This window comes from uncultured Tenacibaculum sp. (assembly GCF_947502995.1).
In the GTDB taxonomy this organism is placed as follows: domain Bacteria; phylum Bacteroidota; class Bacteroidia; order Flavobacteriales; family Flavobacteriaceae; genus Polaribacter.
Genome location: NZ_CANNBW010000010.1, coordinates 96,360 through 118,435 on the forward strand (window position 1 = coordinate 96,360; position 22,076 = coordinate 118,435).

Sequence of the window (22,076 nt, forward strand, 5' to 3'; positions counted from 1 at the left end):
TAAACAGAAAATTAACTTTCTTTCTTTTCTGTTCTAGATTTTCTATCGTCTCTGCGATTATCACGGTTACGATTATCTCTACCTTTGTTGTCGTTATTTCTTGGTTTAGAAACATATCCTTCAGGCTTTGGTAATAAAGCTTTTCTAGATACTTTCTCTTTACGAGTTTTAGGATCTACACCAAAGTACTTCACATCAATAATGTCACCAATTTTTACTACATCGTTAACATCTTTAGTGCGTTCCCAAGCTAATTCTGAAATGTGTAATAAAACTTCATTACCAGGAGCTTCTGTATATTCAACAACAGCACCAAATTCTAAAATCTTAATTACTTTAGTTTCGTAAATGCTTCCTTTTTCAGGTTTAAAAGTAATCGCTTTAATTCGCTCTAAAACTTTATCAATACCTTCTTGGCTTGTACCTAAAATTTCTACGATACCTTCTTCAGTAACTTCATCTTCATTAATTACAATAGTAGTTTCAGTTTCTTTTTGTAATTCTTGAATATGTTTACCTCCAGGTCCAATCATAGCACCAATGTAATCTCCTGCAATACGAACAGTAACCATTTTTGGAGCGTGAGCTTTTACTGAAGCATTTGGTGTAGCAATCGTATTTGTTAATTTCTCTAAGATATGTAAACGACCATCACGAGCTTGTTTTAATGCATTTACTAAGATTTCATAAGATAAACCTTTAATCTTAATATCCATTTGACAAGCAGTAATTCCATCAGCAGTTCCTGTTACTTTAAAATCCATATCACCTAAATGATCTTCATCTCCTAAAATATCAGATAAAACTGCATAACGATCACCATCAGAGATTAATCCCATAGCAATACCAGAAACTGGTTTTTTAAGCTGAACTCCAGCATCCATTAATGCCATTGTACCAGAACAAACTGTTGCCATAGAAGACGATCCGTTACTTTCTAAAACTTCAGAAACCACACGAACGGTATATGGACAATCTTCAGGAACCATACCTTTTAAAGCACGTTGCGCTAAGTTTCCGTGTCCTATTTCACGACGAGAAGTTCCACGAATTGGACGAGCTTCTCCAGTTGAAAATGGAGGGAAGTTATAGTGTAAATAAAAACGCTCTTCATCTTGAATTGTTGGAGAGTCAATCATGTTAGCATCTCTAGAAGTACCTAAAGTAACTGTTGCTAATGCTTGAGTTTCTCCACGTGTAAAGATAGATGAACCATGAGTTCTTGGTAAATAATCTACTTCACACCAAATTGGTCTTATATCTGTAGTTGTACGTCCATCTAAACGTAAACCTTCATTTAATGTTAAATCACGAACAGCAGCTTTATGTGCTTTACTGAAATACTTAGAGATTAAATCTCCTTTTTCTTCTAATTCTTCTTCAGAAAATAAAGCTAAAACTTCGTCTTTTACTTCAGAAAAAGCTTGACCTCTTTCTTTTTTAGAAGTTCCTTTTTTAGCGATTTCGTAACATTTATCGTAAGCTGCAGCTTTAATTTTTTCTTCTAACTCTTCATCAGTAACAGCAGCCTCGTATTCGCGAGTTTCTTTTTTACCTATTTGATTTACTAATGCTTCTTGCGCTTCACATTGTACTTTGATAGCGTCATGTGCTACACGAATTGCATCTGCCATTTCTTCTTCTGAAACTTCATCCATTTCACCTTCAACCATGGCAACAAAGTCTTTAGAAGCACCAACCATTAAGTCGATATCAGCTTCTTTTAATTGAGAAGGACTAGGGTTAATAATAAATTCTCCGTTTACTCTTACAACTCTTACTTCAGAAATAGGAGCTTCAAAAGGAATATCAGATAATTGAATTGCAGTTGATGCAGCTAAACCAGCTAAAGCATCTGGCATAACTTCTGGGTCATGAGACATTAATTGCATCATTACCTGAGTTTCTGCATGATAATCTTTTGGGAATAATGGACGTAATACCCTGTCTACTAAACGCATTGTAAGAATTTCTTCGTTACTTGGTCTAGCTTCACGTTTCATAAAACCACCTGGGTATCTACCCGCTGCGGCAAATTTCTCTCTATAGTCTACGGTAAGTGGTAAAAAGTCAATTCCAGGATTAGCTTCTCTTGCCGAAACTACAGTAGCTAAAATCATGGTATCTCCCATACTTACAACAACAGAACCATCTGCTTGTTTTGCTAACTTTCCTGTCTCTAAGGTAATGGTTCTTCCATCTCCAAGTTCAATAACTTGGCTAAATACTTTTGGAATCATAAAGTGTTTTTTTCAAATAAATTACGTTGTTAGTTGTAGTTGTGTTGTGTGTGTGTTGTTGTTATTTCAATGGAAGTTTTAAGTTTAAAAAGTTAAAACAACTTTCGCTAAGATAATAAAAAAAGAGGCTGAAAATTCCAGCCTCTTTTAGATAGGTATTATTTTCTAATTCCTAATTCCTTGATGATTGCACGATATCTGTTGATATCTTTCTTCTTTAAATAGTCAAGTAAACTTCTACGCTTACCTACCATTTTCACTAGAGAGCGCTCTGTGTTAAAATCTTTACGATTTTTCTTTAAGTGCTCAGTTAAGTGGTTAATTCTGTGAGTAAATAACGCGATCTGTCCCTCAGCTGTTCCAGTATCTTTTCCGTCTTTACCGTGCTTTGCAAAAATTTGCTCTTTTACTTCTTTAGTTAAATACATACCAATATTGTTTAAATGATTTTAATGTATCAAAATTTTCATTGAAGTTGCAAAAGTACAACTAATTTTCCTAAAAAAATAATTAAAGTTTATTAAACCTTTTCCTTAATGTTAAGTCCAAGAATCAGATTAACTTTTAAATACTATTAATTATGACAGCGAAAGTTTTAAAATTCGGATTAATGATGTTGCTAGGTGCTATGGTTTTTATTTCATGTTCTGATGAAGAGGGAGTTACCATGAATGATTCTGTAGAATTAAGTATAGAAGATATTCAAGATGTAGTGGTAGCAGATGATATTACTTCTGACATCGATAATATTTTAGAAGACGATGATATCGATTTTAATTTATTAGGTAGAAGTACAGATAATTCAAGTAGTAGTGTAGCTGATTGTGTAACTAGAACAGTTGAAGCTGATCCAACGTCAGAAACATTAACAATTACCCTAGATTTTGGAGGTAATTGTACAGGACCAAGAGGTAAAGAATTATCAGGTAAAATAGTTATTGTATATCAAAAAACAGATACAGGTTACTCTAAAGAAGTTAGTTTCGATAATTTCTCTGTAGATGGTAATGTGATTGAAGGATCTAAGTCTGTAGTAAAAGTAAAAGATAATGGTAATGGAAATAAAGAAGCAACGCATACGGTAAATATTTCTTTAACATTAGCTACTGGAGAAACTGTAAGTTTAGAAGGAACTAGAGTAAGAGAAAAGATAGCAGGTGACGATACATTAACTAGAGGAGATGATGTGTATTTAATTTCAGGTAGTTGGAAGTTTGTAAATAAACTAGGGAATGAGTTTACTGGAAATATTACAGAAAAATTAAGAAGAGAGTACGCTTGCAAATTCATAGTAAGTGGAGTTACAGAAATTACAAAAAATGGAGTTGCTTATACTTTAGATTTTGGAGATGGTTCTTGTGATAATAGTGCAACAGTTACCAATAGTGCTGGGGAATCGAGAGAAATTACACTTAGAAGGAGATAATTAGAGTTTTTTTGATGTAAAAAGACCAGCAATTTGCTGGTCTTTTTTAACTAATCTTAGCGTTAGAATTTAGAATAACGTACATGTAAATTATTTTGTAAAATTAACAGCATTTCTACCTTTATAACTAATAGAGAATTTTTCCCAGTAACCAATATTTGTTCTATCGCAAGTAATAACGGAACTACCTCCATTTGAAGATAAATACTTACCATTATGACCACGAATTGCTACTTTATTACTACCTATGAATTCTAGCGTAAATACTTCCCAAGCATCAATATTATTTCCAATACAAAGTACTTTATTGCCAGGTCTTACAGATAAATATTTACCACCAAATCCTTTTAGAGCAACTTTGTTGTTATGTAATTTAATAATTCTAAAATGCTCAAGAGTACCAACACGAGTTCTATCAAATTTAGGTCCGTTTGTGTTAGGAACTCCTTCATTAGAACTTAGAAACTTATTATTATCTGCTTTAAAAGTAACCACATCATGAATTTGAGGATACATTTTCTTTAACGAAATTTTATCTTTAGCTGATAAATAGCTTCTATTTGCAGTATATGTAGCACCGTTTTTCTTTGTAATTGTTGGTTTTCCATTTTTAGAAAAAGCATAAGAGCTGTATAGCATAATACTAGAAAAGTCAAAAGAAGAGTATTCTTTTCCATCTCTACCTCTTTCAGCATAGGTTTGAAAATTATGTTGTTTACCATCTCTAATATTGGCATTATTGATAGTAATGTGTTCATTTCTATCTACTCTAGATTGTTCATGCCATAAGCCAACAGCATGCCCTATTTCGTGTATAACAGATCCAGTGCTGCAGCCATTAGCTAGTGTTATGTACTGCTTCCCACCTGTTCTACCAACAAAAGAAGAACACCCGCTTCCTTTTCTAAAAGTTATATAGGCATTACTCATAGGGGTAATGCTTTCTCTTTTTACAAATGCTAAGTTTGTTCTAGCTTCTATGTGGGCAATTGCATTACTTATCCTATTTTTATTAGGTAGATCTGATTTAATATTATAATATACAATGTTTTTAGTCCATCTCCCACCAGTTCGTCCTGTACCTTTGTTTAATAAATTGTTGTTTAATTGTTCTTTAGTAAATACAATATCACCTTCAACAATGTATTCGTCTCCGTATTTTTCGGCTTTTAAAGTTTGGTTATTAAAAACTATGTCAACAATCTCATCATAATTTTCTTCTGGATGAGCGAGTTCTACTTGATTTTTTATTTCATCAGGTGTTTCTATAAGTGAATCCTTTTCTGTATTACACGATACAAATAGAACTCCCGAAAAAATTATAAGTTTTAAAGAAGTAAATTTTAATAATTTCATTTTTTAGTTTTATTATTGATTAATACAGCTTCAAGTTGTTCTGCTGATAACATTCCTTCTATGTTTTTTAAAATAAAATTGTTTTTGTTCAAAAGCATAATCGTTGGTGTTGAAGAAATTCTGTAGTCCATTAAAACAGCATCATTAGCAGCCAACATATTAAAATGATATTTTTTTTCTTTTATAACTTGTTGTAGTTGGCTTACTGTGGTGTCATACTGTAAGGTTACAATATAAAATTCGTCACCAAATTTTTTAGCGAACTTTTCTAATTCAGGATAAAAAGCGATACAATGATCACAGGTTCTATCTGTAAAGATTAATATTTTTTTATCGTATTTTAATAAGTCTTTAGTAGTTATTGTTTGCCCATCTTTATTTAATAATGCAAAATATGGGGCATATTCTTCTTCTAAAGGTTGTATGTAATGAATTTCTTTTTCATTTAAAATACTATCGTTAATAATTACAGGATTATCAACTATGCTAGCAGTATTGTTAATGTTGTTTTCTTGTGTTGGTTTTTTTTGACAAGAAAAACAAAGTACTATTATAATTAATATAAAATTAATTTTTGTTTTCATTATTTCTTGTATTTAAAACAACTACTTTAAGTAAACCTTAAAGTAGTTGTTTATAAACAAATTATTGTTATTAAAGGTTTCTACAATTTTCTCTACGAATAGAATATCTCCAATACGTACTAGTTACATCAAAGTTGTTTTTTGCTCTATCTTTAGCAATATCATCAGGGAACGCATATTTAGCTCCACCCTTATGGTATGCTTCACCAGCATGCTTATTGTATGTAAAAGATTTTCTAAACCCAACTGTAGCAGGTCCGTCAACAGTAAGGCTCACCTCGTAGCGTCTTGTAACTTCTCTTTGCTCACCGTATAATACAAAGTCACATACCTTATTTTTTGGGATAATATTTCCCTCGTCAAAGTTTACAATATGAGATCTGGTAGATGTTTTAGTAACAGCCTTTGAATTCTCTCTACTCATAGTACCTGAAAAAGAAACTGTTTTATTAATTTCAGCACCAATACCGAAAAACTTTTTAGATAAAGTTAAACCAAAAGATACACCTAAAGTTGCACTATTTGTTCTGGTTCTTGTAATAGCAGTTGAATTTGTTTCGTCATACTGATAAAATCTTTGGTTACTTAGTTTTCTTGGTGAATTTTTCCATCCTCTTTTCTCTACAGATGTTAATATTCTTGGACCTTGAAGTCTTCTGCTCGACATAAAATTGGGTCTTCTTCTTCTTTTCAATACAAAATCAAATGGTATTTTTTTTCCATATTCAGTACAAGAACCTGAATTGAATCTATCGCTATTAACTCTACGGCATCCTATTAAGAAAGTTTCAGGCATTTGTAATGCATTTTTATGATTTGTAAAGTTACGATCATAATGGTTATTTCTAGCGTATCGTTCTCTTACCTTAGCTATATTACTACTTTTAATGCCATATCGGTCTAAGGCTTTATCTGAGACTCTATACCTTTCTTGATAATCAACATTTCTTGCTCGCAAAGAATTATTAGAACCATCTAATAAACCTTGCTGTTTTAAAAAATCTTCTTCAGGAATTCGTTCGCCTTTTTCATTATAAACAAAAGCTCCTTTTTCAAAAGGGTCGTCTTGTAATTCGGAAGAAACATTTTCGTTTTGTACTTCAGAAGAAGAATTATCTTCTGGAAGTAAGTTTCCATCTTCATCTGAACATGAAGCAATTGTTAATGCTGTTACAGCAATAATGAGTGTTTTTTTTGCTATGAAATTTACATTCATGATAATTTAAATTTTAATTAAGTTTAAAAGAGTCGTTCTCTTTTCGTGGTGTAAAATTATTTGAAACAAATGCGTAAAAAGTATTATTTTTTCTTGAAAAGCTAGGCAAACGTTTGCCTAGCTTTTCAAGAAAAAATAATGGTATTAAAGTTTTTTTTAAAAAAAGGTAGGGTAAATTGATAGTTAGTTGTTTATAATTTATATTAATTATGAATCAATAATTTAACTTTTTTTATGTCGTATTGTGATTAAATAGTGTTTTTTATTGATGATAACCAACTATTTTTATGAAGAAAAACATCCCTACATTAAAACAAATAGCAGAAAATTTAGAGTTGTCTGTTTCAACAATTTCACGAGCATTAAATAACAATGGAAGCATAAGTGATTTAACAAAAAAAAAAGTAATAGAAGAGGCAAAAAGACTAAATTATGTTCCAAATATTATAGCTAAAAATTTTAGGGATAAGAGAACAAAAACTATAGGAGTTATAGTTCCAAATCTTATGCATAGCTTTACTGGTACTATTTTAAAAGGAATTCTTTTAGAAACAGAAAGAATAAAGTATAAGACAATTATTTGTGAAACCAACGATAATATTGAAAAAGAAAAAGAATTATTAAATAGAATGTTAGAATTTGGTGTAGATGGCATTCTAATGTCGTTATCTAAATTTACTACTAATTTATCTCCTTTATTAAAAGTTTTGGAGAAAAAGCCAATCATATTGTTTGATAAAGCTTCGGACAAAATACCATGTACACAAATAGTGACTAATGAAGTAAAAGGAGCTTTTAATGCTGTAGAGCATTTAATTAATATAGGTAAAAAACGTATTGCTATTATTAAAGAAAAACAAGGGTCGTTTAATTCTGAGAAGAGGTTTATAGGTTACTTGAAAGCATTAGATCAGTATCGTTACCCGTTAGATGAAACACTTATTTTTGATGTTTCAAATACAACTATTGAGGAAGGAGAATTGTTAGGAGAATATATAGTTAATTTAAAAGAAAAACCTGATGCAATTTTTTGTATTACTGATTCTTTAGCTATTGGTATAATTAAAACGTTGAATAAATATAATATTGTTATACCAATTGAAATCGCTGTAGTGGGTTTTAGTAACTCCGATTCTTCTAGAGTAATAAAGCCAAATTTAACAACTATTAAGCAGTCCGGATATAAAATAGGAAAGTTAGCAGTAAAGCAATTGATAGAAGAAATGAGAAGTGAAAAAGACTTTTTTTCGAGTAAATCGATAGAGGTAAATACAAAATTGATTGTTCGAGAATCGACTTTTGTATTATAATTTGTACTAGAATTAAAAACCTCATTTCTTAAGAAATGAGGTTTATTATAATATGTTCAAAAAAACTTTTATTAAGCTCTTACAGGTTGATTTTGTATTAAATCTAAGTATAAGTTTACTTGTTTTTTTAAATCTTTACGTTCGTAAATAGCGTCTAAGAAACCGTGTTCTAAAACAAATTCAGAACGTTGGAAGCCTTCTGGTAATTCTTTACCAGTAGTATCTTTTACAACACGAGGACCAGCGAATGCAATCAACGCATTAGGTTCTGCGATATTAATATCTCCTAACATTGCAAAAGAAGCAGTTGTTCCTCCAGTAGTTGGATCTGTACATAAAGATACATATGGAATTTTAGCATCTGCTAATTGAGCTAACTTCGCAGATGTTTTTACCAATTGCATTAATGATAATGAAGCTTCCATCATACGAGCTCCACCAGATTTAGATACCATTAAGAAAGGAATGTTGTTTTGAATAGAATAATCGATAGCACGAGCTATTTTTTCTCCTACTACACTTCCCATAGAACCTCCAATAAAAGCGAAATCCATACAAGCGATTACTAAATCTTTTCCTTGAGATTTACCAACTGCAGTTCTAACAGCATCTTTTAATCCTGTTTTCTCTTGAGCACTTTTTAATCTGTCTGGATATTTTTTAGTGTCTTCAAACTTTAAAGGATCTTTAGCAACTAACTTTTCATTAAGTTCTTTGAATTCATTGTTGTCAAAGAATAATTCAAAATATTCTCTACTTCCAACTCTTACATGATACCCATCTTCTGGACTTACATATAAGTTTCTTTTTAATTCTTCAGTATCAATAATTTTACCGCTAGGCGTTTTGTACCATAAGCCTTTTGGTGTGTCTTTCTTTTCTTCGGTAGGGGTATGAATCCCTTTATCTTTTCGTTTAAACCAAGCCATAATCTAGTTTTGTTTGTTTAGTGTCAGTTTAAGAAACTTATCCTTATTTAGGGACAGGTTAGTTTACAAATGTAAAAGTTTTTTAATTACTGAGTATTCTTTTTAAATTAAAATTAATAATGAATTGGTTTTGAGTTTTTTATATAGTAAAAAAGCCTCTTAAAATTTAAGAGACTCTTTTGTGTAAAGTTGGTTATAACTTATAAAAGCTACTATAAAGTATTTATGCTATTTAAATCTTCGAAAGCTTGCTTTAAACGAGTTTTGAAAGTTAATTCTCCTTCTCTAAGCCATTTACGAGGATCGTAGTATTTTTTGTTAGGAATATCATCTCCATCAGGATTACCGATTTGTGTTGCTAAATAGTCAGCGTTTTTCTTCATGTAATCACGAATCCCTTCATTAAAAGCATATTGTAAATCTGTATCAATATTCATTTTAATTACACCGTAACCAATTGCTTCACGAATTTCTTCTAAAGTAGAACCAGAACCTCCGTGGAATACAAAATCAATTGTATTTGCGGGTACATTATATTTTTCAGAGATATATTCTTGAGAATTCTTTAAGATTTTTGGAGTTAATTTTACATTACCTGGTTTGTAAACTCCGTGTACATTTCCAAATGCCGCAGCGATTGTAAATTGATCACTTACTTTTAATAACTCTTCGTAAGCGTAAGCTACTTCTTCAGGTTGTGTATATAATTTAGAACTATCAACATCAGTGTTATCTACACCATCTTCTTCACCACCAGTAATTCCTAATTCTATTTCTAAAGTCATACCCATTTTACTCATACGAGCTAAGTATTCTTTACAAATTTCGATGTTTTCTTCTAATGGCTCTTCTGATAAATCTATCATATGAGAACTGAATAAAGATTTTCCAGTCTCTTCAAAATGCTTTTCACTAGCATCTAATAATCCATCAATCCAAGGTAATAATTTCTTAGCAGCGTGATCTGTATGTAAAATTACTGGAACACCATAAGCTTCAGCCATTAAATGAATGTGTTTTGCTCCAGCTACAGCTCCAGCAATTGCTGATTTTTGATCTTCATTAGACAATCCTTTTCCTGCGTTGAATTGTGCTCCTCCATTAGAGAATTGAATAATAACAGGAGAATTAACTTCTTTTGCAGTTTCTAAAACAGTGTTAATAGAATTAGATCCTACTACATTTACAGCTGGTAAAGCGAAAGCTTTCTCTTTTGCTAATTTAAAAATCTCTTGAACTTCGCGTCCAGTAGCAACTCCTGGTTTTATCATTTTTTTGTTTTTTAGTTTGTGTTGTAATTTCAATTGAAACAAAACTACATAATTTTTGTATTAAAAAAAGAAAAACAAAAGTTAGATTACGATTACGTTTTAGTTGAGGTGTCTTTTAGAAAGGATAATTAATTCCGATATTAAATACAGAATTTGCGAAATTGGTATTTTGAAACCATCTATTATTTGCTAAATATGGTTCTCTAACTTTAAACCCAAGATCTAAACGAGCGACTAAGAATTTAAAATCATAACGAACTCCAAAGCCAGTTCCAACAGCCATATCTGTTAACGATTTAATACCTTGGAATCTAGATTCAGCATCTACTCTAGATGAATTAGTAATATCCCAAATGTTTCCAAAATCTAAAAAGATCGCACTTTTTAAACTTCCAGCGATATCAAAACGATATTCAAAAGATGATAAGAATTTTAAACTACCAATGTTGTACTCTAATCCCGGAGCTCTTCTACCAGGACCTAAATCGTAAGTTTGCCAAGCTCTAATGTCGTTAGATCCTCCAGCAAAATAACTTCTAGAAAAAGGAATACTAGAATCATTATAAGTAACAATTGCTCCTAAAAAAGTACGATGAGCTAAAACATTGTTCTCTCCTAAATTCCAGTATTTTTTGTATTCAATGTCTGTTTTAAAATATTCTGCGATAGGAATTTTAAAAACAGTAGTTTGTCCGTTACTATTGGTTTGATTAGATAATAATCCCATTACATTTCCAGAGTTAGCGAATCTGATTCGGAAATATGAGAAATTAGAATCTTTAATGTTTTCCTGATTATTATAAGTAAAAGTGTATGCTATTTCTGGGATCAGGAAATCAGATGTAATAATATTGTATCGGTTTAAAATATTTAAATTATCTCTAAATGCTTCAGGGTTTGTTGTTCTAAAGTTTTCATCTAAAGATATTTCTCTCATTTTATCAACTATAGCATCATTATTTTCTGGAGCAGGTTCAGGTAAATTGAAAGTTGAATCGAAAATATCGACTACTTCTTCTAGTTTAGCATATTCAGATCCATAAATATTAAAGTAGTTTCCAACATTTAAATTTCTAATATATTGTGCATTCAAAAGTTCTAATTGAATAGATTTCTTTTTGTTGAATTGCCATCTGTAATCTATTCCAGCAGAAATATTTTGTTTGTCTAATGCTATGTTTTTTTGAATGCTTAAACCAGTGCTAAAAATAGTTCTAGGTTGCATACGTTTAGGAACAAGTCTATGAAAACCAAATGGAGCCATAAAACGAGGAACTTCTAACGATAAGTTTCCTCCAAACTCCCATCCTGGTCCATTTGCAGAGTTGAAAAAACCACCTTGAAGTGAAAGTTGAAATATTTCAGCGCCTTTAAAAGTATTTCTATTTGTAATTGAAAATTTACCTGAAATATCGAAGTTTCGAATGTTAGATCTTGATAATTCAGCATCTACACCGATAGAATATTTTTCGATAGGTGTTAAGAAAATATTAGCTTCAAGTTCTTCATCATTAATAGAACTATATCGAATAGATGTTGTTTTAAAGTTTTTTAAACCTCTTAAATGTAATTGAGTTAATCTTCTTAAAGAATCAGTATAAACCTGGTTTGGTCTTATAAAAATAGATTGTGTTAAGTGTTTCGGATTGTATCTCAACTTACCATGAGATAAGAAATTAATGTCCTTAAATTTTGCTTGATTATAGTAAGGCTCATTTCTTTTGGCATAAGAATAATCAGTATAAATATTGATATTCTTTATTTTTTGAATTTTAAAAGGTTTGGATATATATTCTCCGTTCCTTTCAATTAACTCATCTTTAATTTCTATTTTAACATTTGTCTTCTGATAGTTTTTTAAAGTATCAGGCTCAAACGATAATGAGTTTTCGTTGAATTTATAAACACCTCTATTTCTAAAAAGTTTAACAATTCGGTCAGCTTCTTTAATGAAATTTTCATCTTTATACTGATCTCCTTTTTTTAAGAAGTTCTTGCTTGCATGTTTTTTATAAATAGAATCTAAAATTGGCGATTTTATATCTGTATAAATAGAATCTAAAAAAGAAGGTTTACCTTTTTCTATAAGATAAGTTAAGGCTCCTTTTTTTCTTCCAACAGTATCTTTTTTATAGGCAACTTTAGCTCTAAAATACCCTTCAGTTGTATAATAGGCTAAAAGTTTACCAGCTGTTTTTCTTGTTTTTTTATCATTAATTATAATTGGAGCTTGTCCGTTATTCAAATACCAATTGTTTAAGCCAATAAATGTATTAGCAACTGCTATACTTTGTTTTTCTGAAAAGACATCTTTGAAAAGATTATACCATTTCGGATGGTTTTTTTCCCACTCTTCAACATCTTTAGATCCTTTAGGGTTTCCTAAGTTGTAAAAGTAAAGTGAAAGAGGTAAACCGATAGCTCTAGCGTTTCTTTGTTGCAGTAGTAAACTGTTTAAACGATCGTCGTTTTGTTTAACGCTATCAACAATTATAGTGTTTTTAGTAAGTAGTAATTCATTTTCAGGAACGTGTTTAATTGTGCTACAAGCACCAAAAAATAAGAGTAATAAAAAATAAAAACTGTGTTTTTTCATTAACTTTACACGTCGAATTGAATTGTCAAAAATACCATTTTTACAATTAAGAGCTGTTAAAAAACTGCCAATGAGCTTATCAAAAAACCAAATTAAGTTAATCAATAGTTTAAGACAAAAGAAATATAGAAAAATTAATCAACTTTTTATTGCTGAAGGTATAAAAGTGGTTAATGAATTATTACAATCTAGTTTAAAAGTAAATACAATTTTTGCTACTGAAGATTATGAATTAGATGAAAAGTATGTAAAGCTTACAACTATTATTTCTGAAGCTGAATTAAAGAAAATTACAGCATTAAAAACACCAAACAAAGTTTTGGGTGTTTTCCATATTCCGGATGGAAACAAAGCAAATGATGAAGGTTTGATAGTTGCTTTAGATGCTATTAATGATCCTGGTAATTTGGGAACAATCATTCGTTTATGCGATTGGTTTGGAGTTCAAAAATTAGTTTGCTCTACAGATACTGTAGATTGTTACAATCAAAAAGTAATTCAATCAACAATGGGGTCTATTAGTAGAGTAGATATTTCTTATGAAGATTTAGAGAATTATATAAAAACAACGAGCTTACCAACATTTATTGCTGATATGGATGGTGAAAATGTTTACACAACTACTTTACCAAAAGAAGCTGTTTTGGTCATGGGGAATGAAGCAAATGGAATTTCCGAATCCATTCGAGCAATCATACAAAATAAACTAACAATACCACGTTTTGGTGAAAGTAACCAAACAGAAAGTTTAAATGTAGCTACAGCTACATCTATATTAATCAGTGAGTTTAAAAGAAATTTAAAATAACCCGTTGATTTGAGAATCAATTCGATCAATAATGTATCCTAAATCTTCAGGGTTGTCTACAAAGTCTAATGTATCAACTTCAATCACTAATAATTTACCTTTATTGTACGTGCTAATCCAAGCTTCATATCTTTCATTTAACCTACTTAAATAATCGATACTAATAGAGCTTTCATAATCTCGACCTCTTTTGTGGATTTGTCCTACTAAAGTAGAAATATCTGCACGTAAATAAATTAATAAATCAGGTGGGTTTACTAAGTTTTCCATTAATTCAAATAGAGAAGAATAGTTACTAAAATCTCTATTTGTCATTAATCCCATTGCATGTAAATTCGGAGCAAAAATGTGTGCGTCTTCGTAGATTGTTCTATCTTGAATTACATTTTTTCCTGATTGCCTTAAATCTAAAATTTGACGGAATCTACTGTTTAAAAAATATACTTGTAAATTAAATGACCAACGTTCCATTTCACCATAGAAATCATCTAGATAAGGGTTCTCATCTACCGATTCAAAATGTGGTTCCCAATTGTAATGTTTCGCTAATAATTTAGTAAGTGTAGTTTTACCAGCCCCAATATTTCCTGCTATAGCTACATGCATGCGATCCTAGTTTTTAGATGGGGTCAAAATTACATATTATTCTTCGATTATTTCATATTAACAGGTTAATTTATATCCGTAACCTCTAACATTAATAATTTCAACTGTTGGGTCTTTTTTTAGTCTTTTTCTTAGCTTCGAGATAAATACATCCATACTTCTAGCATTAAAAAAATCGTCGTCACCCCATAGTTTTTTTAATATAAATGAACGATCTAAGATTTCATTTTTCTTTTCTGTTAAGTAGTATAGCAATTCACTTTCTCTATGAGTTAACAGTTCAACTTCATCATTAAAGTATAATTTTTGCTTTTCGTAATTGAATGTATACTCACCAATAATTATTTTTTCTAGATTCTTTTTTAAGTTAATTCTATCTAGTAAACTATGAACTCTTACGATTAATTCTTCCATCGAAAAAGGTTTCTTTAAATAATCATTTCCACCATGTTGAAAGCCATCGATAACGTCTTTAGTTTGTGATTTTGCAGTGAGAAATATAATTGGAATACTGTTGTTTTCTTCTCTAATTTCTTTGGCTAAAGTAAAACCGTCTTTTTTTGGCATCATTACATCTAGAACCAAAATCTCGGGTGATTCTTTAGTATACATATCGTAGGCTTCTTCACCATTTACAGCGTGAAAAACTTCAAAATCTCTAGTCTCTAAGCTTTCTTTAACAATTTGACCTAAGCTAGGTTCGTCTTCTGCTAACAATAATTTTATCTTTTTACTCATAAGGCATAGTGATTTTAAATGTTGTTTTTCCAGGAATAGAGTGTAATTGAATGCTTCCGTTATGCTTTTCAATAATTTTTTTAGTGTAATATAAACCGATTCCAAAACCTTTTACATCGTGTGTGTTTCCTTTAGGAACTCTATAAAATTTATCGAAGATTTTATCTTGTTGGTTTTTGTCTATTCCTTTTCCGTTATCAGATACAGTAATCTGAAGGTTTTTTGCAGAAGATTCAAATTCAAGATGAATTTCATCTCCTCCATATTTTATTGCATTATCAATTAAATTAGAAACAGCATTTTCTAAATGAAATTCATCAACTTTAATCACTAAATCTTCAGTGTTTGAAATGAAGTTTATTTTTTTATCAGTTGTAAACAACTGATGTTTTCTACTTAATTTTTCTAATAAACTTACAATTTCAACAGCTTCTTCTTTTAATAATAATTTTTCGCTGTCGAGTGTAGCGGTTTCTAAAAGCTTTTCTACCATTACATGTAATTTCTTAATCTGACTTTCAGAAATAGAAACATATTTTTTAGTTTTCTCTTTATCATCAATGGCATTAAAATTATTAATAGCTTCTAATGCAGTAGAAACTGTAGTAATTGGTGTTTTAAATTCGTGAGTGATATTACTAATTAAATCATTTTTAATTTCTGCTAATTCTTTTTGATCATTAATGATTTTTAATAGATAGAATAAACTAAAAACAACAGCTAATGATAATAATAAAGACAACAAAATACCTGTAGAACTTCGTTTTAAAGCTTCAGATGAAGGATTGCTATACTTCATTTTGAATTTCTTATCAGGTCCAAGAAATGTTGATTTAGATTCTATTATAGCATATTCTTCTATCGGTTGAGGAGAAAAAGAAGTATGAATAGTATCTTGTTTATAATATTCGAAAGCGTAGTCTACATTAATTTTTTTCTTAAGAAGTTCATTTTTAAGAATAGTATCAATTTTTCCATGATTCATGGTGTCATTTTGAATCGCAATAAAAAGAGTTTGTATCCCTTTAATTAATTTTAAGCTGTCTGCGGCTTTTTTTCCTTTAAAAACTCTAATGTTATCTCCTGATTTTGAAAAACCTCTTGTTTCAATGCAATTAATACTATCAGGACAATCGATAATATCTTTATGAATGTGATTAGAAAGTTTCTTTTTCTTATTACTAAAAAAACTATCTATAGCAAAAGCAGTATTTCGATATTCATTTGAATTGTCTGAAGTAATAACTAATGACTTAAAAGTTACTCTTGTGCTATCTTTTGATTCTTCTTTAGTTTTTTTATGTTCCTTTTTTTTAGGAATATTATTAATGTTATCGATAGATAAAAAGACATCTTCCATAACATTTTTAATTTCAATGGAGTTCGTAGAATTATTTTTGGGCGTGATAATAGAGAAGTGATTCGCTTTAGATAAATCTGTGAAATACTTTTCTAAAGCATTGTCTAAACTTATCTGAATTTCATTCATTACCCTTAGTTTGTTTTGTTGGTAGTTTTTATAATTCCAATAAAACTGCACAGCTATAGTAGTACATATAGTAACTACTATAAAGTAAAGAATCCAATTGTGTTTTTTAGTATTCATGCTTCAAAGGTACATTTCTAATTCTATAAAAATAAGTCGGTTAACACTAGTTAACACTAGTTAACTTAGAAAGAAGAATAATGAGAACATCTTTGTAGTGTAAAACAAAAAAATCAACTCATCATGAAAAAAATACTGATTACAATACTATTAATCGTAGGAGTAAATATGTTTTCTCAATCTTCTAATGAAATAAAGATAAAAACTTCGTCTTTAATTTATTCTGTAGATTCTGTAAGTGAATTAGAAACTATTAATTGGAACGAAGTTAAAGAATTTTTCGAAGGAAATACGAAAGAAGAGGAAGTAACTTTAGGAATAAAAGTAAACGAGTTACACAAGAAAAATTCAAAAGTTAAAACAAAGCAAAGTTTTGAAATAAAGGGAAAGGTTAAAGATTTAGACAAGTTGATACATATTATGAAAAAGTATCAAGTAAAAACTACAGCAAAGGCAAAACCTTTATCTCTAATCTATACAGTAGATTCTATTGAAGAGTTAAAAACAATTGACTGGGAAGAAGCAAGAACTTTTTTTAAAGATAATGATGAAGATCAGAAAATTACTTTAGGCTGTAAGGTAAAAAGAGTAAAAAAAGAAAAATCAAAATTAGATGTAAAGCAAAGTTTTATTGTTTCAGCTGAAGCAAAAGAGTTAGATAAATTAATTAAAATGATGATTAATTATACATCATCTCAAGAAAATAGCAATAAACAAACAGTAATATAAAAAGACAAAAAAATGAAAATTCAATTTCTATTCTTAGCTATACTATGTTCATTAACAACTATAGCGCAAGATTTTCAAGGAAAAGCAACTTATAAGACTCATAATAATATAGATCTTAAAATAAGTACAGGAGATAAAGCACCGAATTCAGATCTTCAGAAACAGCTTCAAGAAAAAATGAAGAAAATGTTTCAAAAAACATATACTTTAAATTTTACCAAATCAACATCAACATATACTCAAAATAAAGAGTTAGAGCCAGCAGCTCAATCAGGAGGAGTTCAAATTATGATGTTCGGAAATGGTGGAGGAAACGATATTCTTTATAAAAATACTGCAGAAAAGAAGTATGTGAATAAAACAGAGGTGTTTAGTAAAGAGTTTTTAATAAAAGACAAGTTGTCTGACGAGGTATGGGAAATGAGTGGAGAAACAAAAAAAATTGGAAATTATACATGTTATAAGGCTACGAGAACTAGAGAAGAAGAGCAAATAAGTCACATAATGACCGATGGTGAAACTGAAGAGAAAAAACAAATGGTAACAGTTAATACTGTGGCATGGTATACACCAGAAATTCCAGTAAGTAATGGACCAGATATGTTTTGGGGATTACCAGGTTTAATTTTAGAAGTACATGAAGGTAAACGAACCATAGTTTGTTCAGAGATTGTTTTAAATCCTACTGAAAAAGTAAAAATTAAAGAACCTAGAGGAGGGAAAAAAGTAAATCAAGAAGAATATGAAAAAATAGTGAAGGAAAAGGTTGCTGAAATGAATGAAAGATTTAAAAATAATCGTGGAAACGGAGAATCTATAAATATACAAATAGGAGGGTGATTTTTTTAAAGAAGCGATTTTAAACCTTTACAATTTTTTTAAGTCTTAGTAAGGATAACTAAGGTTATCTTTAACAAGAAAAGAACAAAATTAATCACGTAATTATGAAATCGCTTTTTACTTACCTCTTATTGTTTTCTGTAGCATTTGGTTATGCTCAAAAAAACTTTCACGGAAAAGCTGTGTATAAATCGAAAACTTCTTTTGATATGAATCAATGGGGAAATCGTCAGTTATCCGAACAACAAAAGAAAAGAATCATGGAAAGAATGAAGAATATGTTAGAAAAAACATATACGCTTCATTTCAATAGAACTTCATCATTGTATGAAGAAGAAGAAAAATTAGAAGCACCAGGTGGTGGAAGAGGAGGTTTTCGTTTTGGAGGTTTTTCTAGTGGAATTCAATATAAAAATACACAAGACAAAAAGTTTTTAGAAGAGAGAGAATTTTTTGGAAAGAAGTTTTTAATAGAATATCCGTCTGAAATGCCAAAATGGGAAATGAGTGGAGAGCAAAAACAAATAGGAAACTATTTATGTTATAAAGCTACTATGGTGAAAAAAACTGATGAGTTCGATTGGCAAAACATGAGAAGAAGAGGAAGAGGTAGAAATAGAGGTAAAGACAATAAGAAACCTGATAGTACAAAAGTTAGAAAAGTTACTGAAGATATAGAAATGCCAAAAGAAATACTAGTTACGGCATGGTATACACCACAAATTCCTGTAAGTAATGGTCCTGGAGAATATTGGGGATTACCAGGTTTAATTTTAGAAATAAACTCTGGGAAAACTACAATTTTATGTACAGAAGTAACTTTAAATCCTAAAGAAAAGAAAGAAATAGAACCTTTAACTAAAGGAGACGAAGTAACAAGAGAAGAGTATAATGCTATAGTGAAAAAGAAGATGGAAGAAATGAGAGAAATGTGGAGAGGCAGAAGAAGAGGTAGGTCTTAGTAAGTTTTATGAATTAATCAAACTTTAATAATGAAAAAAATATTTTTTCTGGCGATCGTAATGGTTGCCTGTTATACTAGTGCCCAAATTAAACTGACAGGGATAGTAAAAGACAGCATTGGAAACCCGCTAGAAATGGCAAATATGTTGGCTATAAATCAAAAAGATAACAAAGTAGATTCTTACGGGTTTACAGATGCTTTTGGTAATTATAAACTGAATTTGCAGAAAAATGCTAGTTATATCATTAAAGCGAGTTATGTAGGGATGAAAACAGGTGAATTTAACATTAGCACTAAAGAAACTGATATTAAAAAAGATATTGTTTTACTTTTTGATAATACTTTAGATGAAGTAGAAATTATTTCTAAAATGCCTGTAACGGTAAAAGGTGATACAATTGTGTACAATGCAGATTCCTTTAAAAGCGGAACAGAAAAAAAGCTAGAAGACGTACTAAAAAAACTTCCTGGAGTAGAGGTAAACGATGAAGGAGAAATTCAGGTTGAAGGAAAAACAGTAAGAAAGGTAATGGTAGAAGGGAAAGATTTTTTTGATGGAGATTCTAAACTTGCTACTAAAAATATTCCAGCTAATGCGATTGATAAAGTTGAGGTCTTAAAAAATCATAGTGAAGTTAGTCAGATGAGTCGTGTTACTGATAATGAAGATAATATTGTTATAAACCTAAAACTAAAAGAAGGAAAGAAGAATTTTTGGTTTGGAGAGGTTTCTGCGGGAATAGGAATGGCAACAGAAGATAGCCGATATATCGTACATCCAAAACTGTTTTATTACAGTCCGAAATATAGTTTAAACTTAATTACAGATTTTAATAATATTGGAGAAGTTCCATTTACACGTAGAGATTACTTTAAGTTTACTGGAGGATTCAGAGGAGCTGGAGGAAGAGGTACAGGTTTTAATGTAGCGTCATCTGATATAGGTTTCTTAACACTTCGAAACAACAGAGCTAAAGAAATCGAATCAAGATTTGGAGCAGTGAATTTTAGTTATTCTCCAAAAAAGAATTGGGATTTAAGTGGATTCGGAATTTATTCTGGATCAGAAGTAGATATGGAAGAAAATACAATAAGAAATTATATCAATGAAAATGTTGATGCCTCTACTTTGCCACCATTCGATACGACAGACCCAAATTCGATTAGATTTATTAATACAGAAGAAATAAATAGTGTTTCTAAACAAAGGAGTGATTTAGGTTTACTAAAACTGAGTTCAAGTTATCGCCCAAATACCGATAATCAATTTGATTATGATGTTTTCGCTAAAATTTCAAATCAAGAAGAAATACAAAGTTTAAATTCTACACGTACCTATTTAAATGATGCAGATGAGTCTATTCCAATTCATCAATTATCTAGTCAGAATCCGTATTCAATTAGCCAAAATTTGAATTATTATTATACATTAAATGACAGTAATATATTTGCTTTAGAAGCTCAATATTTATGGCAAAATGAAGATCCGTTTTATAATGCTGAGCTAGAAAATTTATCTTTTTTCAATGTTTTAGGTTTAGTTGATGAAAGTCCTGTTCCTTTTGATGTTTCTCAGAATAAAAGAGTCAAAACAAATAAATTAGATGCCAAGTTAGATTACTTTTATGTGATTAACCCGAAGAGTAATTTAAATGTAACTTTAGGAACTACTGTAAGTGATCAGCAATTCAACTCTAATATTTTTCAAGTTTTAGAAAATGGAACAACGAATTCTATAAGTAATGTAAATTCAATTAATGATGTAAATTATACTTTCGATGATTATTATGCTGGTTTACATTATAAGTTTATTACAGGGATATTTACTTTTAATCAAGGATTTACAGCACATCAGTATTCAGCAAAAAACACACAACTAGGAAGTGTTTTTGATAACAGTTTCACAAAATTATTACCAGATGCTTCTATTAAAGTAGCACTTAAAAAGTCGGAAACTTTACGATTAAATTATAGTCAACAAGTAAGTTTTACAGATATAAATAGAGTTGCCGAAGGTTTTGTATTTAACAATTACAATAGATTATACTCAGGAAACAGAGAATTAGAGAGTTCTTTATCACACAATGTAAACTTGAGTTATTTTAGTTTTAATATGTTTAATTACACAAACATTTTTGCTAGCGTAAATTATAGTAAACTAATAGATGCGGTAAAAGGATTAACTACGTTTAATGGAGTAGATCAGGTATCAACATCAATCAATTCTATATTCCCAGATGAAACAATTTCAGCGAATGCTAATTTTCAAAAAAGTTATCGAAAATTTAAAGTTACAGTTGGAGGAAATGTAGGTTATTCAGTTTCAAACAACCTGTTTTTTAATCGTTTTACAAATGAAAATGAGAATAGAGAGTCAAATTCATTTACTCAAGCTTATAGAACAAGATTTAGTACAAACTTTAGAGAGTTTCCAAATTTTGATGTAGGTTATAATGTAAGTATTAACAGGTACGATCAAGGAGGAATCGTAAATACATTTACTACACATAGTCCTTTTGTTAATTTCGATGCTTTTATAACCAGAGATTTAATATTTAATACAAAATACACTTATAATAATTATAGAAACCAATCTGAAACACTAAATGATTTTAGTTTTTGGGATGCAGATTTAACCTATCAAAAGAAAGATAGTAAGTGGGAATACAAAATGATGGTAACAAATATTTTAGATACAAAATCTTTAAATCAAGATAGTTCTAATACCATTTTTAATAGCTCTTCTGCTTACATAATCCAACCAAGATATATTACTTTTTCAGTGAAATATAATTTATAACTATTGTTTTGAATCAATCAAAAAAGGCGAGGTATTCCTCGCCTTTTTAATTTTTAA

General features: G+C 29.9%; 18 protein-coding genes. 7 read left to right on the forward strand and 11 right to left on the reverse strand.

The features are described from left to right. Nucleotides 1-11: 11 nt before the first annotated feature. Together Q1A46_RS09830 and rpsO are read right to left on the reverse strand one after the other, a co-directional pair. On the reverse strand, nt 12-2,240 hold the full coding sequence (locus Q1A46_RS09830) for a polyribonucleotide nucleotidyltransferase (protein ID WP_299677458.1): 2,229 nt from the start codon (nt 2,238-2,240) through the stop codon (nt 12-14). Nucleotides 2,241-2,398: 158 nt separating this feature from the next. Continuing rightward, nucleotides 2,399-2,668, reverse strand: coding sequence for a 30S ribosomal protein S15 (gene rpsO, locus Q1A46_RS09835; RefSeq protein ID WP_095074460.1), 270 nt, complete (start codon nt 2,666-2,668; stop codon nt 2,399-2,401). A gap of 152 nt (nt 2,669-2,820) precedes the next feature. Here rpsO and Q1A46_RS09840 point away from each other — a divergent pair, with 152 nt between their 5' ends. Continuing rightward, the gene (locus Q1A46_RS09840; RefSeq protein WP_299677466.1) at nt 2,821-3,666 is read left to right on the forward strand and encodes a hypothetical protein; all 846 of its coding nucleotides are present in this window, start codon (nt 2,821-2,823) and stop codon (nt 3,664-3,666) included. Nucleotides 3,667-3,756: 90 nt separating this feature from the next. Here the strand turns inward: Q1A46_RS09840 and Q1A46_RS09845 are convergent, their stop codons facing one another. The 3 genes from Q1A46_RS09845 to Q1A46_RS09855 all read right to left on the reverse strand — a co-directional run bounded on the left by Q1A46_RS09845 (nt 3,757) and on the right by Q1A46_RS09855 (nt 6,822). Then, the gene (locus tag Q1A46_RS09845; protein WP_299677469.1) at nt 3,757-5,022 is read right to left on the reverse strand and encodes a M12 family metallopeptidase; all 1,266 of its coding nucleotides are present in this window, start codon (nt 5,020-5,022) and stop codon (nt 3,757-3,759) included. Next, nucleotides 5,019-5,606 (reverse strand): thioredoxin family protein, encoded by a 588-nt coding sequence (locus Q1A46_RS09850; protein ID WP_299677472.1) that lies wholly within the window; start codon nt 5,604-5,606, stop codon nt 5,019-5,021. Before Q1A46_RS09850 ends, Q1A46_RS09845 begins: the two co-directional genes overlap by 4 nt. A gap of 70 nt (nt 5,607-5,676) precedes the next feature. Then, entirely contained in the window at nt 5,677-6,822 is a 1,146-nt protein-coding gene (locus Q1A46_RS09855; RefSeq protein ID WP_299677474.1) for a hypothetical protein, read from the reverse strand. A gap of 287 nt (nt 6,823-7,109) precedes the next feature. Here Q1A46_RS09855 and Q1A46_RS09860 point away from each other — a divergent pair, with 287 nt between their 5' ends. Next, nucleotides 7,110-8,132 (forward strand): LacI family DNA-binding transcriptional regulator, encoded by a 1,023-nt coding sequence (locus Q1A46_RS09860; protein WP_299677477.1) that lies wholly within the window; start codon nt 7,110-7,112, stop codon nt 8,130-8,132. A gap of 71 nt (nt 8,133-8,203) precedes the next feature. On the opposite strand, the gene accD is transcribed toward Q1A46_RS09860, so the two are convergent. The 3 genes from accD to Q1A46_RS09875 form a co-directional block, all read right to left on the reverse strand. Further along, nucleotides 8,204-9,061 (reverse strand): acetyl-CoA carboxylase, carboxyltransferase subunit beta, encoded by an 858-nt coding sequence (gene accD, locus Q1A46_RS09865; protein ID WP_299677480.1) that lies wholly within the window; start codon nt 9,059-9,061, stop codon nt 8,204-8,206. A 212-nt stretch (nt 9,062-9,273) separates the two neighbouring features. Continuing rightward, a complete protein-coding gene (fbaA, locus tag Q1A46_RS09870; protein ID WP_095074457.1) occupies nt 9,274-10,332 on the reverse strand; it encodes a class II fructose-bisphosphate aldolase in 1,059 nt (352 codons plus the stop codon). Nucleotides 10,333-10,447: 115 nt separating this feature from the next. After that, a complete protein-coding gene (locus Q1A46_RS09875; protein WP_299677486.1) occupies nt 10,448-12,928 on the reverse strand; it encodes a BamA/TamA family outer membrane protein in 2,481 nt (826 codons plus the stop codon). A gap of 70 nt (nt 12,929-12,998) precedes the next feature. Here Q1A46_RS09875 and Q1A46_RS09880 point away from each other — a divergent pair, with 70 nt between their 5' ends. After that, nucleotides 12,999-13,736, forward strand: coding sequence for an RNA methyltransferase (locus Q1A46_RS09880; protein WP_299677489.1), 738 nt, complete (start codon nt 12,999-13,001; stop codon nt 13,734-13,736). On the opposite strand, the gene Q1A46_RS09885 is transcribed toward Q1A46_RS09880, so the two are convergent. Genes Q1A46_RS09885 through Q1A46_RS09895 form a run of 3 tightly spaced genes read right to left on the reverse strand, consistent with a single transcriptional unit; the run spans nt 13,728 to nt 16,686 of the window. Further along, nucleotides 13,728-14,342, reverse strand: coding sequence for a deoxynucleoside kinase (locus Q1A46_RS09885; protein WP_299677492.1), 615 nt, complete (start codon nt 14,340-14,342; stop codon nt 13,728-13,730). The two genes, Q1A46_RS09880 and Q1A46_RS09885, sit on opposite strands and share 9 nt — an antisense overlap. 57 nt (nt 14,343-14,399) lie before the next feature. Continuing rightward, a complete protein-coding gene (locus Q1A46_RS09890) occupies nt 14,400-15,080 on the reverse strand; it encodes a response regulator transcription factor (protein ID WP_299677495.1) in 681 nt (226 codons plus the stop codon). Beyond that, entirely contained in the window at nt 15,073-16,686 is a 1,614-nt protein-coding gene (locus Q1A46_RS09895; RefSeq protein ID WP_299677498.1) for a cell wall metabolism sensor histidine kinase WalK, read from the reverse strand. The genes Q1A46_RS09890 and Q1A46_RS09895 overlap by 8 nt, the downstream gene beginning before the upstream one ends. 123 nt (nt 16,687-16,809) lie before the next feature. On the opposite strand from Q1A46_RS09895, the gene Q1A46_RS09900 reads away from it, so the two are divergent. The 4 genes from Q1A46_RS09900 (at nt 16,810) to Q1A46_RS09915 (ending at nt 22,019) form a co-directional block, all read left to right on the forward strand. Then, nucleotides 16,810-17,415 (forward strand): hypothetical protein, encoded by a 606-nt coding sequence (locus tag Q1A46_RS09900; RefSeq protein ID WP_299677501.1) that lies wholly within the window; start codon nt 16,810-16,812, stop codon nt 17,413-17,415. 12 nt (nt 17,416-17,427) lie between these two features. Then, complete coding sequence (locus Q1A46_RS09905) at nt 17,428-18,255, forward strand: GLPGLI family protein (RefSeq protein WP_299677504.1); 828 nt, start codon at nt 17,428-17,430, stop codon at nt 18,253-18,255. A gap of 104 nt (nt 18,256-18,359) precedes the next feature. Further along, nucleotides 18,360-19,217 (forward strand): GLPGLI family protein, encoded by an 858-nt coding sequence (locus Q1A46_RS09910; RefSeq protein ID WP_299677506.1) that lies wholly within the window; start codon nt 18,360-18,362, stop codon nt 19,215-19,217. A 30-nt stretch (nt 19,218-19,247) separates the two neighbouring features. Beyond that, the gene (locus Q1A46_RS09915; RefSeq protein ID WP_299677509.1) at nt 19,248-22,019 is read left to right on the forward strand and encodes a TonB-dependent receptor; all 2,772 of its coding nucleotides are present in this window, start codon (nt 19,248-19,250) and stop codon (nt 22,017-22,019) included. Nucleotides 22,020-22,076: the final 57 nt, after the last annotated feature.